The organism is Cryptosporangium japonicum (assembly GCF_039524755.1).
In the GTDB taxonomy this organism is placed as follows: Bacteria; Actinomycetota; Actinomycetes; order Mycobacteriales; family Cryptosporangiaceae; genus Cryptosporangium; species Cryptosporangium japonicum.
This window is the reverse complement of sequence record NZ_BAAAGX010000006.1, coordinates 304,612-325,665: the sequence shown is the minus strand read 5'-3', so window position 1 is coordinate 325,665 and position 21,054 is coordinate 304,612. Positions and strand designations below refer to the sequence as shown.

Annotated in this window: 24 protein-coding genes, 1 tRNA gene and 1 pseudogene; 13 read left to right on the top strand and 13 right to left on the bottom strand. The window is 73.4% G+C overall.

From position 1 onward, the window contains the following. Positions 1-85: 85 nt before the first annotated feature. From ABD437_RS06465 to ABD437_RS06455, 3 genes are read right to left on the bottom strand one after another with little or no spacing between them, the layout of a single operon-like run. Positions 86-1,576: an ABC transporter permease gene (locus tag ABD437_RS06465; protein ID WP_344647806.1), complete on the bottom strand. Its 1,491-nt coding sequence runs from the start codon at positions 1,574-1,576 to the stop codon at positions 86-88. Continuing rightward, positions 1,573-2,430: an ABC transporter ATP-binding protein gene (locus ABD437_RS06460; protein WP_344648165.1), complete on the bottom strand. Its 858-nt coding sequence runs from the start codon at positions 2,428-2,430 to the stop codon at positions 1,573-1,575. The genes ABD437_RS06465 and ABD437_RS06460 overlap by 4 nt, the downstream gene beginning before the upstream one ends. Beyond that, a complete protein-coding gene (locus ABD437_RS06455; protein ID WP_344647805.1) occupies positions 2,430-3,134 on the bottom strand; it encodes a hypothetical protein in 705 nt (234 codons plus the stop codon). The genes ABD437_RS06460 and ABD437_RS06455 overlap by 1 nt, the downstream gene beginning before the upstream one ends. Before the next feature lie 110 nt (positions 3,135-3,244). Between ABD437_RS06455 and ABD437_RS06450 the strand changes: the two genes are divergently transcribed. Further along, positions 3,245-4,477, top strand: coding sequence for a sensor histidine kinase (locus ABD437_RS06450; protein WP_344647804.1), 1,233 nt, complete (start codon positions 3,245-3,247; stop codon positions 4,475-4,477). Further along, positions 4,477-5,124, top strand: a complete 648-nt coding sequence (locus tag ABD437_RS06445) for a response regulator transcription factor (RefSeq protein WP_344648164.1) — start codon at positions 4,477-4,479, stop codon at positions 5,122-5,124. The genes ABD437_RS06450 and ABD437_RS06445 overlap by 1 nt, the downstream gene beginning before the upstream one ends. On the opposite strand, the gene ABD437_RS06440 is transcribed toward ABD437_RS06445, so the two are convergent. Both ABD437_RS06440 and ABD437_RS06435 read right to left on the bottom strand, forming a co-directional pair. Then, positions 5,107-5,367, bottom strand: coding sequence for a hypothetical protein (locus tag ABD437_RS06440; protein WP_344647803.1), 261 nt, complete (start codon positions 5,365-5,367; stop codon positions 5,107-5,109). The genes ABD437_RS06445 and ABD437_RS06440 overlap by 18 nt on opposite strands. A gap of 5 nt (positions 5,368-5,372) precedes the next feature. Beyond that, positions 5,373-6,452 carry an alpha/beta hydrolase family protein gene (locus ABD437_RS06435; RefSeq protein ID WP_344647802.1) on the bottom strand — a complete coding sequence of 360 codons (1,080 nt, stop codon included), beginning with the start codon at positions 6,450-6,452 and terminating at the stop codon, positions 5,373-5,375. A gap of 111 nt (positions 6,453-6,563) precedes the next feature. On the opposite strand from ABD437_RS06435, the gene ABD437_RS06430 reads away from it, so the two are divergent. The 6 genes from ABD437_RS06430 to ABD437_RS06405 all read left to right on the top strand — a co-directional run bounded on the left by ABD437_RS06430 (position 6,564) and on the right by ABD437_RS06405 (position 10,325). Continuing rightward, a complete protein-coding gene (locus ABD437_RS06430) occupies positions 6,564-7,010 on the top strand; it encodes a hypothetical protein (protein WP_344647801.1) in 447 nt (148 codons plus the stop codon). Beyond that, the gene (locus ABD437_RS06425) at positions 7,001-7,321 is read left to right on the top strand and encodes a sensor histidine kinase (RefSeq protein WP_344647800.1); all 321 of its coding nucleotides are present in this window, start codon (positions 7,001-7,003) and stop codon (positions 7,319-7,321) included. The genes ABD437_RS06430 and ABD437_RS06425 overlap by 10 nt, the downstream gene beginning before the upstream one ends. After that, positions 7,309-7,950: a response regulator transcription factor gene (locus ABD437_RS06420; RefSeq protein ID WP_344647799.1), complete on the top strand. Its 642-nt coding sequence runs from the start codon at positions 7,309-7,311 to the stop codon at positions 7,948-7,950. Before ABD437_RS06425 ends, ABD437_RS06420 begins: the two co-directional genes overlap by 13 nt. Before the next feature lie 63 nt (positions 7,951-8,013). Beyond that, positions 8,014-8,742: a VOC family protein gene (locus tag ABD437_RS06415; protein ID WP_344647798.1), complete on the top strand. Its 729-nt coding sequence runs from the start codon at positions 8,014-8,016 to the stop codon at positions 8,740-8,742. A gap of 21 nt (positions 8,743-8,763) precedes the next feature. Beyond that, complete coding sequence (locus tag ABD437_RS06410) at positions 8,764-9,273, top strand: SigE family RNA polymerase sigma factor (RefSeq protein WP_344647797.1); 510 nt, start codon at positions 8,764-8,766, stop codon at positions 9,271-9,273. Positions 9,274-9,275: 2 nt separating this feature from the next. After that, the gene (locus ABD437_RS06405) at positions 9,276-10,325 is read left to right on the top strand and encodes a hypothetical protein (RefSeq protein ID WP_344647796.1); all 1,050 of its coding nucleotides are present in this window, start codon (positions 9,276-9,278) and stop codon (positions 10,323-10,325) included. Positions 10,326-10,328: 3 nt separating this feature from the next. Here the strand turns inward: ABD437_RS06405 and ABD437_RS06400 are convergent, their stop codons facing one another. After that, the gene (locus ABD437_RS06400) at positions 10,329-11,258 is read right to left on the bottom strand and encodes an alcohol dehydrogenase catalytic domain-containing protein (protein WP_344647795.1); all 930 of its coding nucleotides are present in this window, start codon (positions 11,256-11,258) and stop codon (positions 10,329-10,331) included. A gap of 109 nt (positions 11,259-11,367) precedes the next feature. Between ABD437_RS06400 and ABD437_RS06395 the strand changes: the two genes are divergently transcribed. Beyond that, entirely contained in the window at positions 11,368-12,441 is a 1,074-nt protein-coding gene (locus tag ABD437_RS06395; protein WP_344647794.1) for a serine hydrolase domain-containing protein, read from the top strand. On the opposite strand, the gene ABD437_RS06390 is transcribed toward ABD437_RS06395, so the two are convergent. The 4 genes from ABD437_RS06390 to ABD437_RS06375 form a co-directional block, all read right to left on the bottom strand. Then, positions 12,438-13,388: an NAD-dependent epimerase/dehydratase family protein gene (locus ABD437_RS06390; protein WP_344647793.1), complete on the bottom strand. Its 951-nt coding sequence runs from the start codon at positions 13,386-13,388 to the stop codon at positions 12,438-12,440. The two genes, ABD437_RS06395 and ABD437_RS06390, sit on opposite strands and share 4 nt — an antisense overlap. A gap of 21 nt (positions 13,389-13,409) precedes the next feature. Further along, positions 13,410-14,243, bottom strand: a complete 834-nt coding sequence (locus ABD437_RS06385) for an alpha/beta fold hydrolase (protein ID WP_344647792.1) — start codon at positions 14,241-14,243, stop codon at positions 13,410-13,412. A 75-nt stretch (positions 14,244-14,318) separates the two neighbouring features. Then, positions 14,319-15,596 carry a hypothetical protein gene (locus tag ABD437_RS06380; protein ID WP_344647791.1) on the bottom strand — a complete coding sequence of 426 codons (1,278 nt, stop codon included), beginning with the start codon at positions 15,594-15,596 and terminating at the stop codon, positions 14,319-14,321. Between the two features lie 19 nt (positions 15,597-15,615). Beyond that, entirely contained in the window at positions 15,616-16,785 is a 1,170-nt protein-coding gene (locus ABD437_RS06375) for a cytochrome P450 (protein WP_344647790.1), read from the bottom strand. Positions 16,786-16,823: 38 nt separating this feature from the next. Between ABD437_RS06375 and ABD437_RS06370 the strand changes: the two genes are divergently transcribed. Both ABD437_RS06370 and ABD437_RS06365 read left to right on the top strand, forming a co-directional pair. Then, the gene (locus ABD437_RS06370) at positions 16,824-17,081 is read left to right on the top strand and encodes a hypothetical protein (protein ID WP_344647789.1); all 258 of its coding nucleotides are present in this window, start codon (positions 16,824-16,826) and stop codon (positions 17,079-17,081) included. Between the two features lie 41 nt (positions 17,082-17,122). After that, positions 17,123-17,666: pseudogene (locus ABD437_RS06365) on the top strand (alpha/beta hydrolase); the annotation flags it as partial. Between the two features lie 173 nt (positions 17,667-17,839). Here ABD437_RS06365 and ABD437_RS06360 read toward each other — a convergent pair. After that, positions 17,840-17,916 (bottom strand) — tRNA-Met (locus tag ABD437_RS06360). 82 nt (positions 17,917-17,998) lie between these two features. Here ABD437_RS06360 and ABD437_RS06355 point away from each other — a divergent pair. Together ABD437_RS06355 and ABD437_RS06350 are read left to right on the top strand one after the other, a co-directional pair. Further along, on the top strand, positions 17,999-18,967 hold the full coding sequence (locus ABD437_RS06355) for an SEC-C domain-containing protein (protein ID WP_344647788.1): 969 nt from the start codon (positions 17,999-18,001) through the stop codon (positions 18,965-18,967). Positions 18,968-18,996: 29 nt separating this feature from the next. Beyond that, the gene (locus ABD437_RS06350; protein ID WP_344647787.1) at positions 18,997-19,878 is read left to right on the top strand and encodes a TIGR03854 family LLM class F420-dependent oxidoreductase; all 882 of its coding nucleotides are present in this window, start codon (positions 18,997-18,999) and stop codon (positions 19,876-19,878) included. A 1-nt stretch (position 19,879) separates the two neighbouring features. On the opposite strand, the gene ABD437_RS06345 is transcribed toward ABD437_RS06350, so the two are convergent. Then, on the bottom strand, positions 19,880-20,254 hold the full coding sequence (locus tag ABD437_RS06345) for a GntR family transcriptional regulator (protein ID WP_344647786.1): 375 nt from the start codon (positions 20,252-20,254) through the stop codon (positions 19,880-19,882). Next, positions 20,251-21,033: a hypothetical protein gene (locus tag ABD437_RS06340; protein WP_344647785.1), complete on the bottom strand. Its 783-nt coding sequence runs from the start codon at positions 21,031-21,033 to the stop codon at positions 20,251-20,253. The genes ABD437_RS06345 and ABD437_RS06340 overlap by 4 nt, the downstream gene beginning before the upstream one ends. Positions 21,034-21,054: the final 21 nt, after the last annotated feature.

Genomic DNA, 21,054 nt, shown 5'->3' with positions numbered 1-21,054 from the left:
CGGCCCGCGACGCCGGTTCCGGTCCGCGGAGCCCACGCCGGTTCCGGTCCGCGGAGCCGGTTCCGGTCCGCGGAGCCGACGTCGGTCAGCGGAGGCGATGTCGGGTGGTGGTCACCGCGGTCGCGAGCGCGAGGAGCACGGCGGAGGCGGCGGCGATGGCCAGCGGGCTCGGGCCGCCGGGCACGGCCCCCAGGTAGTCGAGGAACGCGAACTCGTTGACCACGCACCACCAGAGCGCCAGGTACAGCGCCTGGAACAGTCGGGGGACACCGCTGACCAGCCCGAGCAGCAGCGCGAGCGACGGAACGAAGAGCGCACCGGCCCACGCCTCCGGTGCGCTGCGCACGATCGCCGCGCCGCCGACCGCGGCCGTGAACACCACCCCGGCCACCCACTCGGCCAGCAGCCGGGCCACCGGCCGCGGCGCGGCCGCCAGCAGGGCGTCGACACCGACGTCGCGGCCGCGCAGGCCGAGCCGCGACCACACCAGCACCGGCCAGCCCCACGACGCCAGCAGCAACGCCCGCGACGGGACGAAGATCGCCGCCACGAACAGCACCGCGGCCACCGCCCACCACCACCGCGAGACGCCGGCCAGCAGCACCCTGGCCTCCCCGAGGACCAGTCGGGCGAAGGTCGATCGGGCCGCCTCGGCACCGCGCGAATAAGCGACCGCATCAGCGGAGGACGAGTCCTGGGGCTGACCGGGCACCGCCCGCTGCGGACCACCGGACGACCGGAGCGGGCTCAGCCGTGCGAACCAGAGCGCGGGCAGCACGGCCACCACCACCGCGCCGAGCGCGAGCAGCACGCGCTGGCCGACGAGACCCGCGGTGACCGGGAAGCCGGTCCAGAGGAACGTGGTCGGCGCGGTGTCGAGGTACATGAAGCCGATCGCGCCTTCCTCCGGCCGCAGGCCCTGGGCCGTCATCGCGGTGCGCAGCGAGTCGGTCAGCAGGCCGGTGCCGAGGCCGCCGAGTGGAGCGGTCGCCGACTGCGCGGCGATCATCCCGATCAGCGCGACGCCGAACCAGACGACGTTCCCGAACCCCCCGCGCAGCCCGGGCACGGTCTCCCAGAGCACGGCGAGAGCCGCGGTGACCGCGAGCACCGGCAGCGTGAGCAGTACGAACGGCGTCAGCAGCGCGACCGGGGACAGCGCCGTCGACTCGGCTCGGGCCAGCTGCATGAGCGCGGCCGTGACGGCGAGCGCTCCGGCCATCGACGCGAGCACGAGGAAGTTCCCGAGGAACGTGCCGATCAGGTACGACGCGCTACGCATCCGGGACGCGACGAGGAGTTCGCGCACGCCGGTGGCCCGGTCCTGGGCGAGCGCGGTGCGCACCACGAAGAAGCCGCCGACGCAGAGCCAGAGCGCGCCGGCCAACGCGGCGACCGTGCCGGTGTACGCGCTGTTGTAGACACCGCGGTAACCGCCGAGGCTGACGATCGTCCAGTGTGACCCGGGCGCCGGGATCGCGAGGTAGCCCAGGCCGACCGCGGCCAGCAGGACGACCGCGTAGGCGGGGCGGCGACGGCGTTCGCGGAAGCCGGCCATGGCCACGGCGAGGATCATCGGACCAGGCCCAGGTAGGCGTCTTCGATGTCGGGGGTGGCCGGCTCGGCGCGGGGACTCGGTGGGGACGGCGCGAGCACCCGCACCCGCACCCCGGACGACGTGCGGATCAGCCTCGTGACCACGTGCCCGGCCTGCACCCTCGCCACGTCGGCCGGTGCGACGGTCATCTCCCACACCTGCCCGGCCACGGCACCGAGCAGCCGGTCGAGGCTCCCGCGGTGCACCAGGCGGCCGCCGGCGAGCACCGCGATGTCGTCGGTGACGGTCTCCAGGTCCGACACGATGTGCGTCGACAACACCACGACCTTGTCCGACGCCAGGTCGCTGAGCAGCGTGCGGAACCGGACGCGCTCCTGCGGGTCGAGGCCGGCGGTCGGTTCGTCGACGACGATCACCCGCGGGTCGGCGAGCAGGGCCTGGGCGATGCCGACGCGACGCAGCATGCCACCGGAGTAGCCGCCCAGCGGTCGCTTGGCCGCCGCGCTCAGGTTCACCAGCTCCAGCAGTTCCGGGATGCGCCGGCGGGCCGAGCGCCGCGACAGCCCTTTGACCGCGGCGAGGTACGACAGGAACTCCACCGCGGTCAGGTGCGGGTGCACGCCGAAGTCCTGCGGCAGGTAACCGAGCGTGCGTCGCAGCACGTCGGGCCGGGCGACCACGTCGACGCCGTCGAACAGCACCCGGCCGCGGGTCGGCCTGGTCACGGTCGCGGCGATACGCATCAGCGACGACTTGCCGGCGCCGTTCGGGCCGAGCAGCCCGAGCACACCGGCTTCCAGGCGCAGCGTGACGTCGTCGACCGCGCGTGGTTTGTTGCGGTAGTCCTTGGTGAGTTCGACGAGTTCCAGCATCACGCGGCCCTCCGGACCTGGGCGGTGCGTGCCCGGACGGTGATCGTGCGCGCGCTCGCGGGGTCGTTCGACCGGGTGCAGGCGCAGTCGACCCGGTAGGTCTCCGGACCGTTCGGGAGCGTGACCGTGGCCCGGTCGGTCGCCTGGACGTCGACGTGCTCCGGTGCCGTACGGAAACCGAGCTCGACCCGGCTCTCCGACGCGGCCGTGACGTCGCTCGCGGTGGCGCCGGTGACGGTCACCGACTGTTCGGCACGCAGGCGCAGCACCCCGGCGGGGTCCTCGACCCGCAGCCAGCTGCCGGTGACCGTCGCGGTCAACGCGCCGGACGGGGCGACCGCGCGGACCGGGGAGTCACTCGTGATCGTCACCGCGGTCCCGGTCGGAACGTGCACGACGTGCAGCCCACTGCAGTCCGGGACGAAGCCGCTGCAGGTGACGCGGAGCGTCAGCCGGTTGCCGCTCATCGACCAGGACGCCTGCCCGTCGGCGGTGGCTTTGCCGGTGAGTTCACGGTCGACGCCGACGTCCTCGCCGGAACCCGCGACGAGCCGGACGCTGGTGCCCGCCGCGTCGACCACGAGCGCCGACCCGGACAGCGGGAACGAACGCCGGTCCTGGCTGGTCTCGTTGATCGAGCTCACGTCGGTGCAGGCGGCGCAGGCGACGACCGCCGCCAGGATCGGTACCAGGGGGAATCTCATGCCTCCGAGCACATCAGCGGGGGCGGGTTCGGCACACGGACCGTAGCCATCGGCCCGGAGTAGACCTGGCTCTACCGACATCGGGCCGGGCGGCCGGTTGACTGGCGCCGGTGAACGTTCTCGACCGCCGGTACCTGCTCACCGCCGGGCCGTGGCGCGCGATCGCGTACCTGGTGTCGACCGTGCCGGTCGGTGTGGCCGCCGCGGTGCCGTTCGGGCTGCTCGGCCTGCCGGTGCTGCTGGCCTTCTCCCGGCTCCAGCCGGTGTGGGTCGTGCCGGGGGTGGTGCTCGTCGTCGGCCTCGGCCCGCTGGTGGCCGTGCCGCTCGCCCAGGTGGAGCGGGCGCGGTTGCGGTTGCTGGGGTACCGGGGCGTCCGGTCCGGACATCGTCCGGCGCGGGCCGAGCACTGGCTCCGCACGCGCTACACCGAGGCCGCCACCTGGCGGGAGGTCGCGTACGCGGTGCTGCTCCTGACCGCCGGCCCGGTGCTCTACGGCGCGCTGTTCCTCGTCGTCGTGCTGGTCGTGGGCTGGGTGCTGGCCCCGCTGGCGGTGGGGGACGGGCCGGTGGCGCTCGGTCTCGGGACCGTGTCCACGGTGTCCGAGGCGCTGCCCTACACGGTCACCGCGCTGCTCGCGCTGCCTGTGCTGCCCTACCTGTTCGGCGTCGCGGCCTGGGCGCACGGCGCGGTCGCGCGTGCACTGCTCGGTGAGTCGGAGGAACTGGTCGAGGTGACGCGGTCACGGGCCCGGCTCGTCGACGCGTTCGAGGCCGAGCGGACGCGGATCGAGCGTGACCTGCACGACGGAGCCCAGCAGCGGCTGGTCAGCCTCTCGCTGCAACTCGGGGTGGCCAGGATGCTGATCGACGAGGGCACGCCGGCCGCGGAGGCCGTCGCCGACGCCCACCAGCAGGCGAAGAACCTGATGGTGGAGGTTCGTGAGCTCATTCACGGCATCCGTCCCCAGCTGCTCACCGAGCTCGGGCTGCCCGACGCCGTCCGCGAGCTGGCCGACCGGAGCGCGGTGCCGGTGACCGTGCACGCGTCGCTGCCGGGGCGGCCGGCGTCGCACGTGGAGGGCACGGCGTACTTCGTCGTCGCCGAGGCGCTGACGAACGTCGCGAAGCACAGCGGGGCGTCGTCGGCGACGGTGACGCTCCGCCGGGACGGAACGCTGCTGACGGTGCTGGTGAGCGACGACGGATGCGGGGGAGCGTCGCCCGATCGCGGCACCGGCCTCACCGGGCTGGCCGACCGGGTCGCGGCGGCCGGGGGCCGGCTCCTGCTGTCCAGCCCGGACGGCGGCCCGACGACACTAGGGGTGGAGTTGCCGTGGACCTGATCCGGACCGTGCTGGCCGAGGACGGTGTGCTCCTCCGCGAAGGACTGGCCGGTGTGCTGGGCCGGTTCGGGTTCGACGTGGTGGCCGCCGTCGGTGACGCCGACGCGCTGCTGGACGCGGTGGCCCGGCTGGAGCCGCAGCTGGTGATCACCGACGTGCGGATGCCGCCGGGTTTCCTCGACGAAGGCCTCCGTGCCGCCCTCACGCTGCGTGAACGTCACCCGGGGCTGGCCGTGGTGGCGCTCAGCCAGTTCGTGCAGCACGCGTACGCCACCGACCTGCTCGAGTCCGCGGACGGCCGCCGGGTCGGCTACCTGCTCAAGGACCGCGTCGTGGACGTCGGGGACTTCATCGCCGCGCTGCGCCGGATCGTCGACGGGGGCACGGTCGTCGACCCCGACGTCGTCCGGCAGCTCCTGCGGCGGCGCAAGGACCCGGTGGCCCGGCTCTCGGACCGGGAACGCCAAGTCCTCGAACTCGTCGCCGAGGGACACTCCAACGCCACGATCGCGCGGCGGCTGTTCCTGTCGGAGGCCGCGGTCGGCAAACACGTCGGTAACGTGCTCACGAAGCTCGACCTGCCCCCGGCCACCGACGGGAACCGCCGCGTCCTGGCCGTCCTGACCTGGCTACGCAGCCGGGACTGACCTCCGCAGCACCGCGTAGCGGAGGTGCGCCTGCTCGTTCTCGGCCACCGACACCAGCTCGAACCCGGCCGTGGTGAGCATCTCCACCGCCGCCATCACCCGGAGCGTCTGGTCGATCCAGGAGGGCGACCCGGCCCCGACGATCACCAGATGCCGGTGCGGATACCGGCGGGGATCGAACTGCTGGGCGATGATCGTCTCCGCGTTCACCTGGAAGGTCTGGGCCGGGTCGCCTAACAACATGGCCGTCACCGTAGCGCGGTCACCTCGGGGTAGTTCGGCAGTCGCTCGGGACGGTGCTGGAGGTGGGCGCCGTGGCCGGAACCGGCCAGGTTCAGCTGGAGCTTCGGTCCGCGCTGCCGGGCCCAGAACCTCGCCCAGGTCGGGTCGGTCGTGCGGTCGTGGCCGGCCCGGCCGAACAGCAGCATCGGCCGGTCGGAGCCCTGCTGCGCCGCCGCGGTCCAGAGCGTGCCGTCGAGGTTCACGCCCGCGGCGATGCGGCGGTCGGCGCGCATCGCCGCGGCCGTCGTCGCGCCCCCGTCGGAGTGCCCGAGCATGCCGATCGCCCGCTCGTCGAACGCACCGCGCAGCCCACGCGGCAACGCCACGCCGCCGGGGACGATACCGCGGTCGAGCGCGGCGAGCTGGTCGAGCACGAACCGGGTGTCGGCCACCCGGGCCTCGATCGCCCTGGTCGTGACCGCGAGTTCGTTCGCCGGCGTCAGCTCGGGCAGGGCGCTGGTCTCGACGTGCCCGTCGGGCATCTCGACGACCCGCGCGTCGTGCACGTGGTCGATCGTGACGACCAGGTAGCCCTCGCCGGCCAGGCCCTGCACCAGCGCGGTGGCCTCGCCGCGGTGGCCGCCGAGCCCGTGCGAGTAGAGCAGCACCGGCCAGCCGTGCGGTGCCGGGGCGACCGGTGCACCCCGGTGGCCGGCGGTGATCGGCCAGCGGAACGTCGGCAGCTGGTTCGACCGCTCGTAGGCGCGGGCGGCGGCCGGGGTCAGCCACGGCGCCGCGGGGTAGCCCCGTGCGTGGGACGTCGGGTACCAGAGCTGGACGATCAGGTCGCGGGAGCGGTCGGTGGGCACCCACGGGTCGGCCCGGGAGGCGTCGACCAGGTGCAGCGCGGCGGTGCCCACCTCGTAGGGACCGGTGGGCGCGGGAAGCGTGAACCGCGCCGGAGCCGTGGCCCCGGCCGGCTCGGAGCGAGCCGTGGCCCCGGCCGGCTCGGAGGGAGCCGTGGCCCCGGCCGGCTCGGGCGGAGCGGTGGCACCGACGGTGATCAGCGCGAGGGCGGCGAGCCCGGCGAGAAGTCGTGTGGTCATGGGGCTCAGGGAAGCGGCTGGGGACGGTCGGGCGCAGTGGGCGGCGACCCCGTTCCGATCGGGGAGTGCACCCCACTGCCGGGGCGGCTCCGGATCCGTACCGTGACCGTCGTGAAGGGAATCCGGGCGCTCGCCTACGTGGTTTCCGGCGTGGGCGTCGGCCTTCTCGCGTGGGTGTCGTTGCTGGTGCCGCCGGCGATCCGGCCGCTCGTCGCGGTGGAGCGTCGGCGGCTCGCGCTGCTGGGCCGGCCGGTACCGCCGGACGCGCGAGTGACCTGGCGGGACGTGGCGCACGTCGGGTTGCTGGCGACCGTGCTGCTCGCGGCGAACGTGGTCGGCACGGCGGTGGCGGTCGCTCTGCCGATCCTGCTGCTGGTCATGTCGCTCACCGGGGAGCCCGGGCCGCTGCTGGTGTTTCCGCTGGTCGTCGTGCTGGCGGTGGGGTGGGGTGTGGTTCGGGTGGTGGCGTCCGGGGCCGGCTGGGTCGCGGACTCCCTGCTCCGGCCGGGGACGCTCACCCGGTCGCGGAGCTCGCCGAGGCCTGCGGGGTGCCGCTGACCGTGACGATCGACGTCGACGGGCGGCTGCCCGCGGCCGTCGAGTCGACCGCGTACTTCGTCGTCGCGGAAGCGTTGACGAACGCGATGCGCCACGCGCGGCCGAACCGGATCGCGGTCACCGGAGCGGTGCAGCGGTCGTGGTTGACCGTCGAGGTCCGCGACGACGGTGTCGGCGGTGCCGACCCGGCCGACGGGTCGGGGCTGACCGGCCTCGCCGACCGGGTCGACAGGCGCGGTGGCCGGCTCACGCTGACCAGTCCGCTCGGGGGCCCGACCGTGTTGCGCCTGGAGCTGCCGTGCTCCGTGTAGTGCTCGCCGACGACGCGGTGCTGCTCCGCGAGGGGCTGATCGCCGTGTTGACCCGGTTCGGTCACCGGGTGGTCGCCGCGGTCGGTGACGTCGACGCGCTGACGCGCGCGGTGTCGGACCAGCGCCCGGACGTCGTCGTGACCGATGTGCGGATGCCGCCGTCGTTCACCGACGAGGGGCTGCGTGCCGCGCTGGCCCTGCGCCGGGAGCATCCCGGGCTGCCGGTGGTGGTGCTCAGCCAGTACGTGGCCGCCGGGTACACCGAATCGCTGCTCGAGCCGGCCGACGTGTCGGGCGTCGGTTATCTGCTGAAAGACCGGGTCGGCCGGGTCGCGGAGTTCGTCGACGCGGTCGAGCGGGTCGCGGCCGGGGAGTGCGTCATCGATCCGCAGGTGGTGCGCCGGTTGCTCGCGCGGACGCCGCTGGCCCGGCTGAGCCCGCGCGAACGCGAGGTGCTGGCCCTGATGGCCGAGGGCCGCTCGAACGCCGCGATCACCCGGGCGCTGACGGTCACCGAGAAGGCGGTGAGCAAACACATCGGCTCGATCTTCCTGAAGCTCGGACTGCCCGCCGAGAGCAGCGACGACCACCGCCGCGTACGCGCCGTCCTCACCTATTTGCACGAGTGAGCCCTCCGCCGAACGGACAAATCTATGTGCACATGGGCTGCCGTGTCGCCTAGGAACGAAGGCATGGCCGACGAGGTGACCGTTCCCCTGCTGCCCTGCTCCTCCATCGACGACGTCGAAGCGTTCTATCTGGTGCTGGGCTTCCGCACCACGTACAAGCAGCGCAAACCCAACCCGCACGTGGTCGTCGAGCGCGACGCCATCGGGCTGCACTTCTTCGAGCTGCCCGGCTTCGATCCGGCGCAGTCCTACGGCTCCTGCCTGGTGGTGACGTCGGACGTGGCCGGCCTGCACCGGGCGTTCGCCGCGGGTATGCGTGCCGCCTACGGCCGAGTGCTGGTGTCCGGCATCCCGCGGATGACCCGGCCGCGGGCACGCAAGAACGCCGACGGCGTGACCGGGTTCAGCGTCGTCGACCCGGGTGGGAACTGGATCCGGGTCGTCAATCGCGAAGCGGGGTCCGACGCGGCCGTGGGCCCGATGCGCACGGCGCTGGCCAACGCGGTCGTGCAGGCCGACTCCCGCGGACGCGCCGAGCAGGGAGCGCGGATCCTCGACACCGCGCTGAAGCGGCCCGACGCCGCCGACGACCCGGTCGCGCTGATCGAGGTGCTGGTGTACCGCGCCGAACTGGCGACCGTGCTCGGGGACGGGGCCACCGCGGACGACCTGCTGCGGCGGGTTCGGGACGTCGTCCTGACGCCGGAACAGCGCGATTCCGCGGCCGACGCGCTCGAGAATGCCGCCGATCTCGTGCAACCCGGATCGAGCCCGTCCGCATCAGGAGGGTGAGACGCGAGAGCTGGAGGTTCGGTGTCAGCCGACGACGAGGCGTACCTGGAGTACGTCGACCGGGTCTTACCGAGTTTGCGGCGGGTCGCGTTCCTGCTGTGCCAGGACTGGCATCGAGCCGATGACCTCGTCCAAGGCGCGCTGGAACGGGTCTACCTGCACTGGGCGAAGGCCGCCGCGGCGCGCGAGCCGATCGCCTACGCGCGGACCGTGCTGGTCCGCGTTTTCCTGGGCGAGCAGCGGACGGCCTGGTCCCGCCGGGTGGTGCTGCTCGACCGACCACCCGAGTCGGCCACCGCCGCGCCGCCCGACGTGGCCGAACGCCTGGTCGTGCGGGACGCGCTCCGCGACCTGCCCGCGCGTCAACGAGCGGTGCTGGTGCTGCGCTTCTACTGCGACCTCTCGGTCGAGCAGACCGCCGAGACCCTGCACTGCAGTCCGGGCACGGTGAAGAGCCAGGCCGCCCGCGGGCTGGCCAAGCTGCGTGAAGCCCTGACGGAGAACGACGCCGCCGCGGCGGCGAGGAGCTGACGATGGACGACTACCAGGTCGGAAGGCTGCTGCACACCCTGGTCGCCGACGAACCGCCGCCCAGCCGGGTCGATCCGCAGCGTGTGCTCGCCGGGGCGAAGCGTCGTCGCCGTCGTCGCCGGGTGAGCGTGTTGACGGCGGGCGCGTTCGTCGTCGCGCTGGGTGCGGTGCTGGCGCTGCTGCCGACGCTGCGGAACGACGAGCCGACGCCGGTCGCGATCGCGCCGGCGGAGTTCAACCTGTCGCCGAAGCACGTGTTCGACCCGACCCGGTTCGCGCTCGAACTCGACTGGCGCCCCGACGGGGTGGTGGCCGAGGAGCACGAGTCCGCCGTCACCTATCAGCGGATCACGCTGCTCACGAAGGGGCTGTCCCCGCTCGCCACGATCAGCATCAACGGCACCGGTCAGGTGCTACCGGACGAGCGATGGCCGTCGAAGAACGCGGCGAGCATCTACGACGACGGCAATCCGAGCCACTGGTTGCAACCGGACGGCGCCTCGGACCGCAGTGGTCAGCTGTGGTGGTTCTGGGGACCGACCGCATGGGCCACCGTGCGGATCCACGACTCGTCGGACCCGGTCGACCTCGCCGTGCGGCTGGCCAAGGCCGTGCGGACCGCGGCGAACGACCCGGTGCGGATGCCGTTCACCGTCCCGGCGTTCGGTGGCCTGAAACTGGCGAGGGCCGCGACGATGAGCGGTCCGGACGGCCTGTACGCCGGCGTGCTGAAGTTCAACTCCGACGGCCGCTGGCTGGGCGGGAGCTGGGTCACGGTCTCGGCCACGAACGCCCCCGACGCGGTGCGGTCGTCCACCCCGTACGTACTGGCCGGAGACGACGAGTACGACAGCGGGGCGGCGAACTCGGTGCCCGAGGACGCCGCCGTCGCCCGTCCGACCAAGGAGGACGTGGTGGGCGTGGTTCCGGTGGCCGTGCCGGGCTCCGGTCCGGTGATCGAACCCGACGCCGCGCGTCGCGCCGCGTCCACGGTGGATCTGGTCGACGACCCCGGCGACCCGAAGAACTGGAAACGCCCGTTCGTCGGCTAGGTCCTAGGGCTTGAGGGCGAGTTTGCCGATGGTCCGGCGGGTTTCGAGGCGCTGTAGTGCCTCGGGCCCGTCGGCCAGGTCGTGGACGGTCGGCGTGCCCGGGGTCAGCACCCCGGCCGCGCGGAGCGTCTCGAGCTCGGACACGACCGCGGCGAACAGGTCCGGCGCGTCGGTCCGGAGCCTCCCGATGTGCAGGCCGACCACCTGCACCGGGTGGTCGAAGACGAGCTGGTGGTTGGTGACCGCGGCCTCGCCGGAGGCCAGCCCGTAGACCACCACCCGGCCGGTGAACGGCCGGGCGGCGGCCAGCGACGCCGCGAACGTGTCACCGCCGATCGACTCCAGGACCAGGTCGACGTCGCGCTGGTCACGCACGTCGACGATCTCGGCCCCCAGCGCGCGGACCACGTCGTGTTTCGCCGGGGACGCGGTGGCGAGCACGGTCGCTCCGTAGTGGACCGCGGCACGCACGGCGGCCTGCCCGACGCCGCCCGCCGCCGCGGGGATCAGCACGGTCTCCCCGGCGGCGAGCCGGCCGAGCGGCTTCAGCGCGGCGACCGCGGTGCCCCAGTTGAGCATCAGCCCGAGCGCCTGCTCGTCGTCCCAGCCCGGTGGCACCGGCGTGGCGTCGGAGAGCACCTGGTACTCGGCGAACGCGCCGTACCCGGTGCCGATCACGTGGTCACCGACCGTGAACCCGGTCGTTCCCGGGCCGAGCGCGACGATCTCACCGGCGCCTTCGAACCCGGCCAGGTACGGCGGCTGCGGCCCGCCGCCGTAGCGGCCGTAGGTCTGGGTGACGTCGGCCAGGTTCACGCCGGCCGCGGTCACCCGGATCAGTACCTCGCCCGGGCCGGGGGTCGGCACCGGCACGTCGGTGACCAGACGCAGGTCCCGTGGCCCCCGGAACGAGTGCTGCTGCAGAGCGCGCATGGGCCCGCACGCTAAACGTTGACGTCGACGGAAGGTCAACCCAGCTCTACCGCGGCCCGGGCGGCTGGCTCCATCGATCGCGGCGGGCGCCGAACCTAGCGTCGGAGACATGAAAATTCTGCTGGCGTTGGTCCTGAGCCTGACCCCCGCCCCACCGGCTGCGCTGCAACGGGATGCCGACGCCATTCGCGCGCTCGGCGTCGTCGGCGTGCAGGCGCAGGCGGCGGACGGGCCCCGCGTCACGACCGCGACCAGCGGTGTCGCCGACCGCACGACGGGCGAGCCGATGCCCGCCGACGGGCATCTGCGGATCGCCAGCACCCGCAAGACGATGACGGCCGTGGTGGCGCTGCAACTGGTCGCCGAAGAACGGCTGTCGCTCGACGACCCGGTGGACCGCTGGCTGCCCGACGTGCCCGCCGGCATCACCGTGCGGCACCTGCTGCAGAACACCAGCGGCCTGCACGACGACCACCCCGGCTACACCACGCCCGCGGAGTACCGCGAGCAGCGCGACGACGTGCACACCCGCGACGAACTCGTCGCCCGTTCGCTGAAGCACCCGCTGGACTTCCCGCCGGGGACGAAGTTCGGCTACTCGAACACCGCGGCGCTGCTCGCCGACGCGCTCGTGGAGCGGGTCACCGGGCGCACCCTGCCGGAGGAGATCACCGACCGGATCGTCCGCCCGCTGGGACTGACCGGCACGACCTGGCCCGGCGCCTCGCCGATCGTGCCGTCCCCGTCCGCACGGGCCTACCAGCACTTCTCGCCGACGCAGATCGTCGACGTCACCGAGCAGGTGCCGAGCGATCCGGACTCGATCATCTCCACCACCCGCGACCTCGACCGGTTCTTCCGCGCGTTGCTGAGCGGACGGCTGCTGGGCCCGGCGCAGCTGGCCGAGATGCAGAAGACCGTCCCGCTCGACGAAGCGACCGGGCACTACTGGCCGGGCGGGCGGTACGGGCTCGGCCTGGTGCGTCGTCCGCTGCCGTGCGGCGGGTACCGGTGGGGGCACGACGGCGGCGACGGCGGCTTCATCCTCGTCACCGGCGTCACCGGGGACGGCCGCCGGAGCGCGCTGGTCTCGATGACGAGCGCGATGGCCGACTCCCCGGACCACGTCCTGGCCCAGCAGCGCGCCGCCGACCGCCTGGTCGACAACGCCCTCTGCGCCTAGAACTTCACGTCGACGTGGCCGTTCGCGGCGAGCCAGGTGACCGATTCGCGGAGGGCGTCCAGCGCGCTGTACTTCGGCGCGTACCCGAGCACGGTCCGTGCGCGGGTGATGTCGGCGGTGATGCTGCGCTCGATGTGGTCGCGCGTCACCCCGGCGTGTTCGGGCCCCGCCTGCTTCTCGAACTCGGCCCACTCCACCAGCTCGAGCACCGGTTCGCGGCCGAACCAGGCCGCGGCACCGGCCGCGAGCCCACGGGAGGTCATCGCGCGCTCGGCCACCACGTGGAAGCTGGATCCCACCGCGTCGGGCCGGGTCAGCGCTTTCTCGAACGCCTGGGCGACGTCGTCGGCGTGCACGTGGTGCAGCACGCCGAGCCCGAGTGCCGGGAGCGCGAGCGGCTCACCGGTGGCCAGCCGTCGCCAGACGTCCGGATCGAGGTTGCCGGCCGGGTTGATCACCGGCCAGCCCGGGCCGGAGATGTGACCGGGGTGCAGCACCACGGTCGGCACGCCGGTGTCCTGCAGCAGCAGCGCCTCGGCGGCGACCTTGCCGGCGCCGTACTCCCCGTAGCCGGTGCGTGGTTCGTCCTCGGTGACCGGTACGCCGGCGGCGCGTCCGTGGACCCAGATCGTCCCGCAGTGCAACAGCAGCGGACGGGTCGGGCGCAGCGCGTCGACGAGCTGTCGCGCCGATTCGGGCGTGAAGCAGATCAGGTCGACGACGGCGTCCGGCTCCAGCTGGGCCACCCGGGCGCCGAACGTCCCGGCCGCGTCCTCGGCGTCCCGGTCGACGGTCAGCCGCTGGACGGACTGCCACTCCGGCTCGTCGTGGTACGGGGCACGCTCGCCCCGGCTCAGCGCGATCACCTCGTACCCGGCCCGCACCAGCCGCGGCACCAGGTAGCTACCGATGTGCCCCGTCGCCCCGATCACCACTACGCGTCGCATGCCCGCCATCTTTCCCGATCGTCACCGGTGGGTGTTGGCCTTGAGGAACGGCAGCAGGAGCGCGACGGTCTCGTCCGGGTACTGGGTGTGCGGGTAGTGGCCCGCGCCGTCGATCACTTCGAGCGTGCCGACACCGGCCGGCAGCTCGGCGAGGATCGCCTGACCCTCGACCCGCGGGTCGGCCCAGTCGGGGTCGAGCGAGCCCTCGATGACCAGCACCGGGACGCGGACGTTGGGCAGCTGCGCACCGGCGTCGGTGGCCGGGGTCTGGCCCATGCGCTGCAGCGCCTTCATCCGGCCCGGCTCGGCCAGCATCGCCTGGTTGTTGCGCAGCTGGGTGTCCCAGTCGGCCGGCTTGCGCCCGGGGAACGCGTGGTCGAGGTAGCGGTGCCACCACGTGGTGCTGCCCAGAACGGCCATCAGACCCAGCCGGAGCAGGCCGGTGCGGTACCGCTTCGAGCGCAGGGCACCGAAGCTGAGCGCCTGCTTGCGCGTGAACGGGGCGATCTCGACGATGCCGTCCACCAGGTCCGGGGCCTGCGCCGCGGCCACGGTGGCCGCACCGCCGGAGATCGACTGCCCCACCAGGACGGCCGGGCCACCGAGGTGCCGGACGACCGCGAGCAGGTCACCGGCGATGTCGGTGCGGGTGTACGAGGGCCAGACGGCGCTCGACTCGCCGCACCCGCGCAGGTCGACGTTGGCGACCCGGTAGCCGGCCGCCACCAGCTGCGGAACGACGAACCGGTACGACGCGCGGCTGTCGCCCATGCCGTGCGCGAGCACGACGAGCGGTCCGGTGCCGGTGACGTCGTAGGCGATGGTGCCGCCGTCGACGGTGAGGAACTCGGTCATGTCTGCCTCCAGGAGGGGACTGGCTAACTCGCTTAGCTAAAAGCTAATGCGATTAGCTTCCACTGTCAAGGGGCCTCAGACGCGGTAACCGGCGGCGACACGTTTCCCCTCGCGGCGGAGGGCTCCGGCCGAGTCGACGAGCGTCGTGAGCTCGTCGTCGGGCAACGGGGTGACCGGGCCGTCGGGGAACAGCGCGACGCCGGGGACGTCCTCGAACGTGAACAGCCGGCCGTGGGAGCGGAGCCGGAGCGGTCCGGTGAAGTCCAGCGCGGCGGCCGGCAGCGGGCGCCGCAGCGGCACCTGGCGCCGGTCGGCGCCGCTGAGCAGCAGCACCGGCTCTCCGTCCGGCCGCGCGACGACCAGCCCGGACACCGCCTCTCCGGGTTGCCCGGCGAGCACGCGCAGCGCGCGGTGGGCGGGGAACAGCGCGAGGACCCGTTGGAGCGCCCAGACGCCGAGCAGCAGCGCGGCGCCGAGCGTCACGATCGCGCGGCCGCCGGTGACGTCGGTGGGGCGGGTGAGGGCCACTACGAAGATCAGGAGGCCGAACGGCAACCCCAGCCGATCCAGGACCTCGCGCCCTCCCGGGTGCAGCCGGATGCCGTCCGGCCGGTGCGGGTCCAGCCACACGTACGGCCTGGCCTCCCGGGCCGCGTACGGGGCGAGCGCCTCGAACCGGAACTCGTCCGGCGCGGGCAGCTCGGGTTCGAGCGGACGCTCCGGCGCCCGCAGGCTCCGCCGCGGTGTGCGCCGGTCGCCGTGGTCGTAGGCCAGCCCGGTCAGGCCCGCGATCCCGAGCGGGGTGCCGACGAGCGCGAGGACGAACGTCCAGTCCCGGTCGACGATCGTGCCGGTGAGCGCCCAGGTCAGCAGCCAGGCGCCGCACAGCGCCAGCGCGATCACCGGCCACCGCCGCCGGCGTGGGGGCACCGGGCTCCGGCTGGGCGGCGTCCGGGTCGACAGCGCCGCGGCGACCGTCACCGCGTCCCGGCGTTTGAGGTCCAGCCGCACCAGCCCGCCGTCGGGGAGGGTCAGGCGGAGATCGGTGTCACCGGCCGCGCCGTACGTGCCCGCGCTTCCGCTGACCGCGTGCACCCGCGCGCCGGACAGGTCGAGGTGTCTCCGGCCGAGGGCGCTCCGCCATTCGGCGCGGCCGGGGGAGAGGTGCAGCCATCCGCCGCGCCCGCCCCGCCACCACGGCGGCCGTTCGTCGCCGAGGGCCAGCGTGGTGTGACACCGCACGGTCTCGCCGCCCACCACCCGGCGCTGGCGCCGCCGGCTGCCCGCGGCGGCGACACCGGCCGTGACCATCGCGACGACGGCCAGTCCGATCAACCACTCCACACTGTCCACGCCGGAGAGTACGGGACCGTCACCACGTCACGACACAGCTCTCCAAGCCGAAGATCGCGTGTGACGCCCGGAACTCCGCGTGCACCTCGCGCAGGCCCGGGAACCGGCGGAACAGCGCCGGGTAGGCGATGCGCAGCTCGACGCGGGCGAGCGACGCCCCCAGGCAGTGGTGCACACCGTGCCCGAACGCGAGGTGCCCGATCTCGCCGCGGCCGATGTCGAGCCGGTCGGGGTCGTCGACCGTGGCGGCGTCCCGGTTGGCCGCGGCCAGCGAGCAGAGCACCAGCTTACCGGCGGGTACCCGCACGTCGCCGAACTCCACGTCGGCGACGGTCGTGCGGAACACGCCGGCGTGCACGATCGACAGCCACCGCAGCAGCTCCTCGACGGCCGGCGCGACCGCGTCGTCGTCCTCGCGGACCCGTTCGAGCTGCGCGGGAGCGCGGAGCAGCGCGAGCGTGCCCAGGCCGAGCATGTTCGCCGTGGTCTCGTGCCCGGCGATCAGCAGCAACAGCGCGATGCCGACCAGTTCGTCGGTCGACAGGTCGTCGCCGTGTTCGCGGATCAGCGAGCCGAGCAGCGCGTCACCGGGGTCGCGTTGTTCCCGCTCGACGAGCGTCGCCATGTACGCGCGCGACTCGTCACCGAGCCGGCGCCGTTCCCGCGGTGTCGTGCGGATGTCCAGCAGTTCACGCGTGCGCTGCTGGAACCCGTCGCGGTCGCCGTACGGCACGCCGAGCAGCTCGCAGATCACCAGCGACGGCACCGGCAGGGCGAAGGCGGACACCAGGTCGACCGGCGGACCGGTGCGCTCCATCGCGTCTAGGTGCTCCTCGACGATCTCGCGCACGCGCGGTTCGAGCGCCCGGACGCGCCGGACCGTGAACTCCGCCGTCAGGAACCGGCGCAGGCGGGTGTGGTCGGGGGGATCGAAGCTGAGCAGGTTGCCCGCGCGGACCCGGGCGAACTGCTCGTCGTCCAGGTCCTCGAAGCCGGGGAAATCACGCAGCCGCCGGGCGTTGCTGAACCGCCCGGTGTCGGAGAGCACGTCGCGCACGTCGTCGCGCCGGGACACCAGCCAGGCGTCGACCCCGAACGGCGTCCGGACCCGGCTCACCCGCGGAGCGTCGACCAGCTCGGGAACCGGATCGAAGCCGTTCCTGGCCATGTACATAGGCAAGACGGTCATGCCGTATTTTCACCTATTTAGGTGATTTAAGAAACTAGATGGCGTCGTGGCTCGGCGGCCGGCCGAACCTCTACCGGATCTTCCCGAAGCTCGGTGTCACGGCCCGGGCCGGCCTCCCGGACGTGGTCTCGGTCGCCGAGGGCTGGACCACCGAGCGCGCGCACGCCGCGTTTTTCGCCTCGGAGCCCGCGCAGGCGTTCGTCGCGGTACTCAGGCCGCTGCTGCACGGCGAGTCGCAGTACACCGACGCGATCCCGGTCGGCGGTAAGCCCGCGTTCGCCGAGGTGGACTCGTGAAGCCCACGGTCGATCCCGAGCTGCGGGCGCTACTCGCGGGGATGCCGCTGTCGATCTTCACTCCGCGCCACCTCGAGCCGGACGCGCCCTGCGTCTACCGGCGGCGGGGTGGTGATGGGGCGCCGGTTCTCCCAGATCGACATTCCGCTGGAGTGGCTCGACCGCTTCGGGTCGGCGGTGGTCACCGCGGACTACCGGCTCGCACCCGAGGCCGGCGGCGAGGTCCCGGTCGAGGATTCCTACCGGGGTCTCCGCTGGACCGCCGCGCACGCGACCGAGCTGGGCGTCGACGCCGATCGGGTGGTCGTCGCCGGAATCAGCGCCGGCGGTGGCCTCGCCGCCGGCGTCACGCTGCTGGGTGACCTGTCCGACGGCGACGTCCCCGGCCACCTGTCGCCCGCCGTGGCCGACGACCTCTCCGGCCTGCCGACGACGTACATCGACGCCGGGTCCGCGGAGGTCTTCCGCGACGAGGACGTCGCCTACGCCGACCGCATCTGGGCCGCCGGTGGCCAGGCCGAGCTGCTCGTCCGGGCCGGCGGGTTCCACGGCTTCGGCGCAGCATGGCTTCCCCGCGCGGACGTGATCGTCAGCGGGCTGCCGCGGGCCGCTTTCGCGCCCGGTCATCAGGACGACCTGCTCGACGCCGTCGCCGGCACCCTCGCGCCGGACGGAGCGTTCACCACTGAGGCGTCGGCCGGTGGTGTGACCTGCGCCATGCGAAAGGGCCCGGACGGAAACCGTCCGGGCCCTTTCCTTGGTAGCGGGGGCAGGATTTGAACCTACGACCTCTGGGTTATGAGCCCAGCGAGCTACCGAGCTGCTCCACCCCGCGCCGCGTCCTCATGAGGACGTTGTGAACGTTAGCCCGGGATCTCGTGAACGGCAAATCCATTCCGGCGGAGTACGGTTGCGGCGTGGCGCTGAAAGCTGACTTGACCAGCACAGACCTTGCAGAGATCCGGCAGTCCGCACTGGGTGCGGCCGACCCGCTCGGCGTAGCCGCCGAGCTGGTGAGCGCCGTGGACGCCGGTCGTCTGTCCGACCCTGACGACGCCGGGCTCGCGCTCGTGCTCGCCGCCGAGATCGCCGAGAGCCGCTCCAAGCTCGACGCCGCTCTGCGGTACGTGGAGCGCGCCCTCGACGCGTACGACAAACGGGACGACAGCCCGGTCGCGGCGGCCCGCGCGCTGCGGGCCCGGATCCTGTTCCGCGCCGGCCGTGAGGACGAGGCGGTGGCCGAGCTCGAGCCGCTGCGCCCGGTGCTCACCCAGTACCCCGACGCCCCTGCCTACGTCACCGTCGCGCTGGCCGTCGGTGGGCGCGCCCGGCTCGCCGAGGAGTGGCTCACCGGGGCGGTCGAGGAGGTGCTGGCCGAGCGGGAGGGTCCCGCCCCGACCAGCGCCGAGGACGCCGGCCTGCTGTTCTTCCTCCTGCAGCAGCGCCACCGCATCCGGCACACCCTCGGCCGGTCGCACGACGCGCACGACGTGCTCGCCGAACGGCTCGAGACCAAGCTCGCCAACGCCAACGCGCGTACGGCCGCGGAAGCCACCGACGACCTGGTGTTCTGGCCGAAGGCCGAGTTCGACCAGCTGGTGGAGCGGTGGCCGGCGCTGACCGAAACCTACGGCGCGGACTGGGACGAACACCGGGCCCGCCTGGAGCGCGAGCTGGTCCGGCGCTCCGGGCCCGACCTGGTGCTGGTGCCCGGCACCGTCGCGGGCCTGGAGGCGGCAGGTGACCCGGCCGACCCGCAGACCAGGGCGTCCTACGTCAGCAACAGCACCGAGCACATCAACTGGCCGCCCGAGCGCAACGCCCCGTGCTGGTGCGGCTCCGGCATCAAGTACAAGAAGTGCTGCCTGCCCCGCTCGCGCGGGTGAGACGCGGGTGAGACGCGGGTGACTCGCGGGTGAAGGTCCGCATCGGGGTGGGCACCGGCTCGCTGCCCGCCGGAGCGCTGGAGCGGTTGGTGTCCCGGCTCGACGAGCTCGACATCGACTCGCTCTGGCTCTCCGAGCAGCTCTCGGCCCCGTCCGTCGACCCGATGACCGGCCTGGCCTGGGCGCTGGCCCGCAGCGAACGGTTGAAGGTCGGCACCGGTGTGGTGGTGTTGCCGGGCCGGAACCCGGTGCTGTTCGCGAAGGAACTGGCGACGCTCGCGCTGCTCGCTCCGCGCCGGGTGTTACCCGCGGTGGGTCTCGGCCCGGCCCGCGCGAGCGAGCGGGGCGCGTTCCCGGTGCCGCCGGGGAAGCGCGGCGCGGTCTTCGACGAGGCGCTGACCGTGGTGCGTCGCCTGCTGTCGGAGCCGACGGTCACGTTCCACGGCGAACACTTCTCGTTCGACGACATCGGCATCGGGGAGCGACCTCCCCGCCCACCCGACATCTGGCTGGGCGGGGCGGTGCCGGCGGCGCTGGAGCGGGTCGGCCGGTTCGGCGACGGGTGGCTGGCCAGCCGGCGGACACCGGCGGAGGCGGCGGCCGGCATCGCGAGCATCAACGCGGCCGCCGAGCGGGCCGGGCGCGAGATCGAACCCGACCACTTCGGTCTGAGCCTGCCGGTGGCGTTCGGTGCGCTGCCCGCCGAGACGGCGGCGGCTCTCCGCACCCGCCGCCCGGACGTCGATCCGGCCGAGCTGGTGCCGGTGGGCTGGCCGGCGATCACCGCGGCGATCGAGCGGTACGTCGAGGCCGGCGTCACCAAGTTCGTGCTCTACCCGGTGATCACCCCGGCCGAGTGGGACGACTTCCTCGACGCCTTCACCGAGCACGCGAAACCGCTGGAGACCTGAGTCAGGCCGTCGGGTCGGGGAGGCCGTGGCCCAGTGCCGCCTGGACGATCCGGAGTGCTTCGCCGGCGTCGAGACCGATGCTGGTGATCACGGCGGCGTACTCGCTGGCGGCACGTTGCGCCCGGGCGCGTCCCTGCTCGCCGGCCGCGGACACGAACGAGCCGGCGTGGCCGCGGGTCTCGATCAGCCCCGCCTCCTCCAGCTCCCGGTAGGCCCGCCCGACGGTGTTGACCGCCAGCCCCAGGTCCGCGGCGAGCCGCCGGATGGCCGGCAGGCGGGTGCCGACGGCAAGCGTGCGGTCCTGGATCTGCCGGGCGAGCTGGGCCCGCAGCTGCTCGAACGGCGGGGTGGGTGAGGACGGGTCGATGACGATCATCGGGCGCCCCGCGCGGTCGCCACGGTGATCGCGACGAGCGCGACGACGCTCAGGACGATGAACGCGAGCCAGGCGTAGTTCCACGAGTCGAGCCCGGTGGCGAACACCGACACGACCGGCAGCGACCACACCGCGGTCGGCACCGCGACCTCACGGGCGTCCTCGACACGCATCAGGTGGTCGACGGTCAGCGAGTTCTCGTCGTCGGCCACGACCGGGCGGGTCAGCACGTGACGCAGTTGCAGCGCGGTGCCGACCGCGAGCCCGCACAACCCCACGACCTGGATGATCGCGGCGTACCGCGCGGTCGAGTCACGCACGACCAGGTTGGCGATCGCCAGCACCGTCGCCGCCGCGAACGTCGTCACCAGGAACGCGGCCCGCGCCCGGCCGAGCACGCTGCGCCAGTCGGGCCGGACGGGGTGGGCCGCCCGGCGGGCCAGCGCCGCGGCGGCCCGCTGATCGACCCGCCACACCCACCGGTCCAGCAGGGACAGGGTCAGCACCAGGGCGAGCACCAGCGCCACCAGGCCCAGCAGCGCCACGAGCCGACCAGCCCCCAGCTCGTCGTCGGTGGCGTCGGACGGTAGTTGGGCGACGTTGACCAGGGCGACCGCGACGAGGAACACGGCCAGCGCCACGGCGGCGGCCACGCGCGCGCGGCGCCGGACCGTCAGGCGCGCGGCGAGCCCCGGTGTCGGTGGGACCTCGGCCAGGCCCCGCCCGGCCAGCCACAACCGGGCGATCCTGATCCCCGTAGGAACGGTCTCCGCGGACATGAGCACCTCCAACGTCTCAAC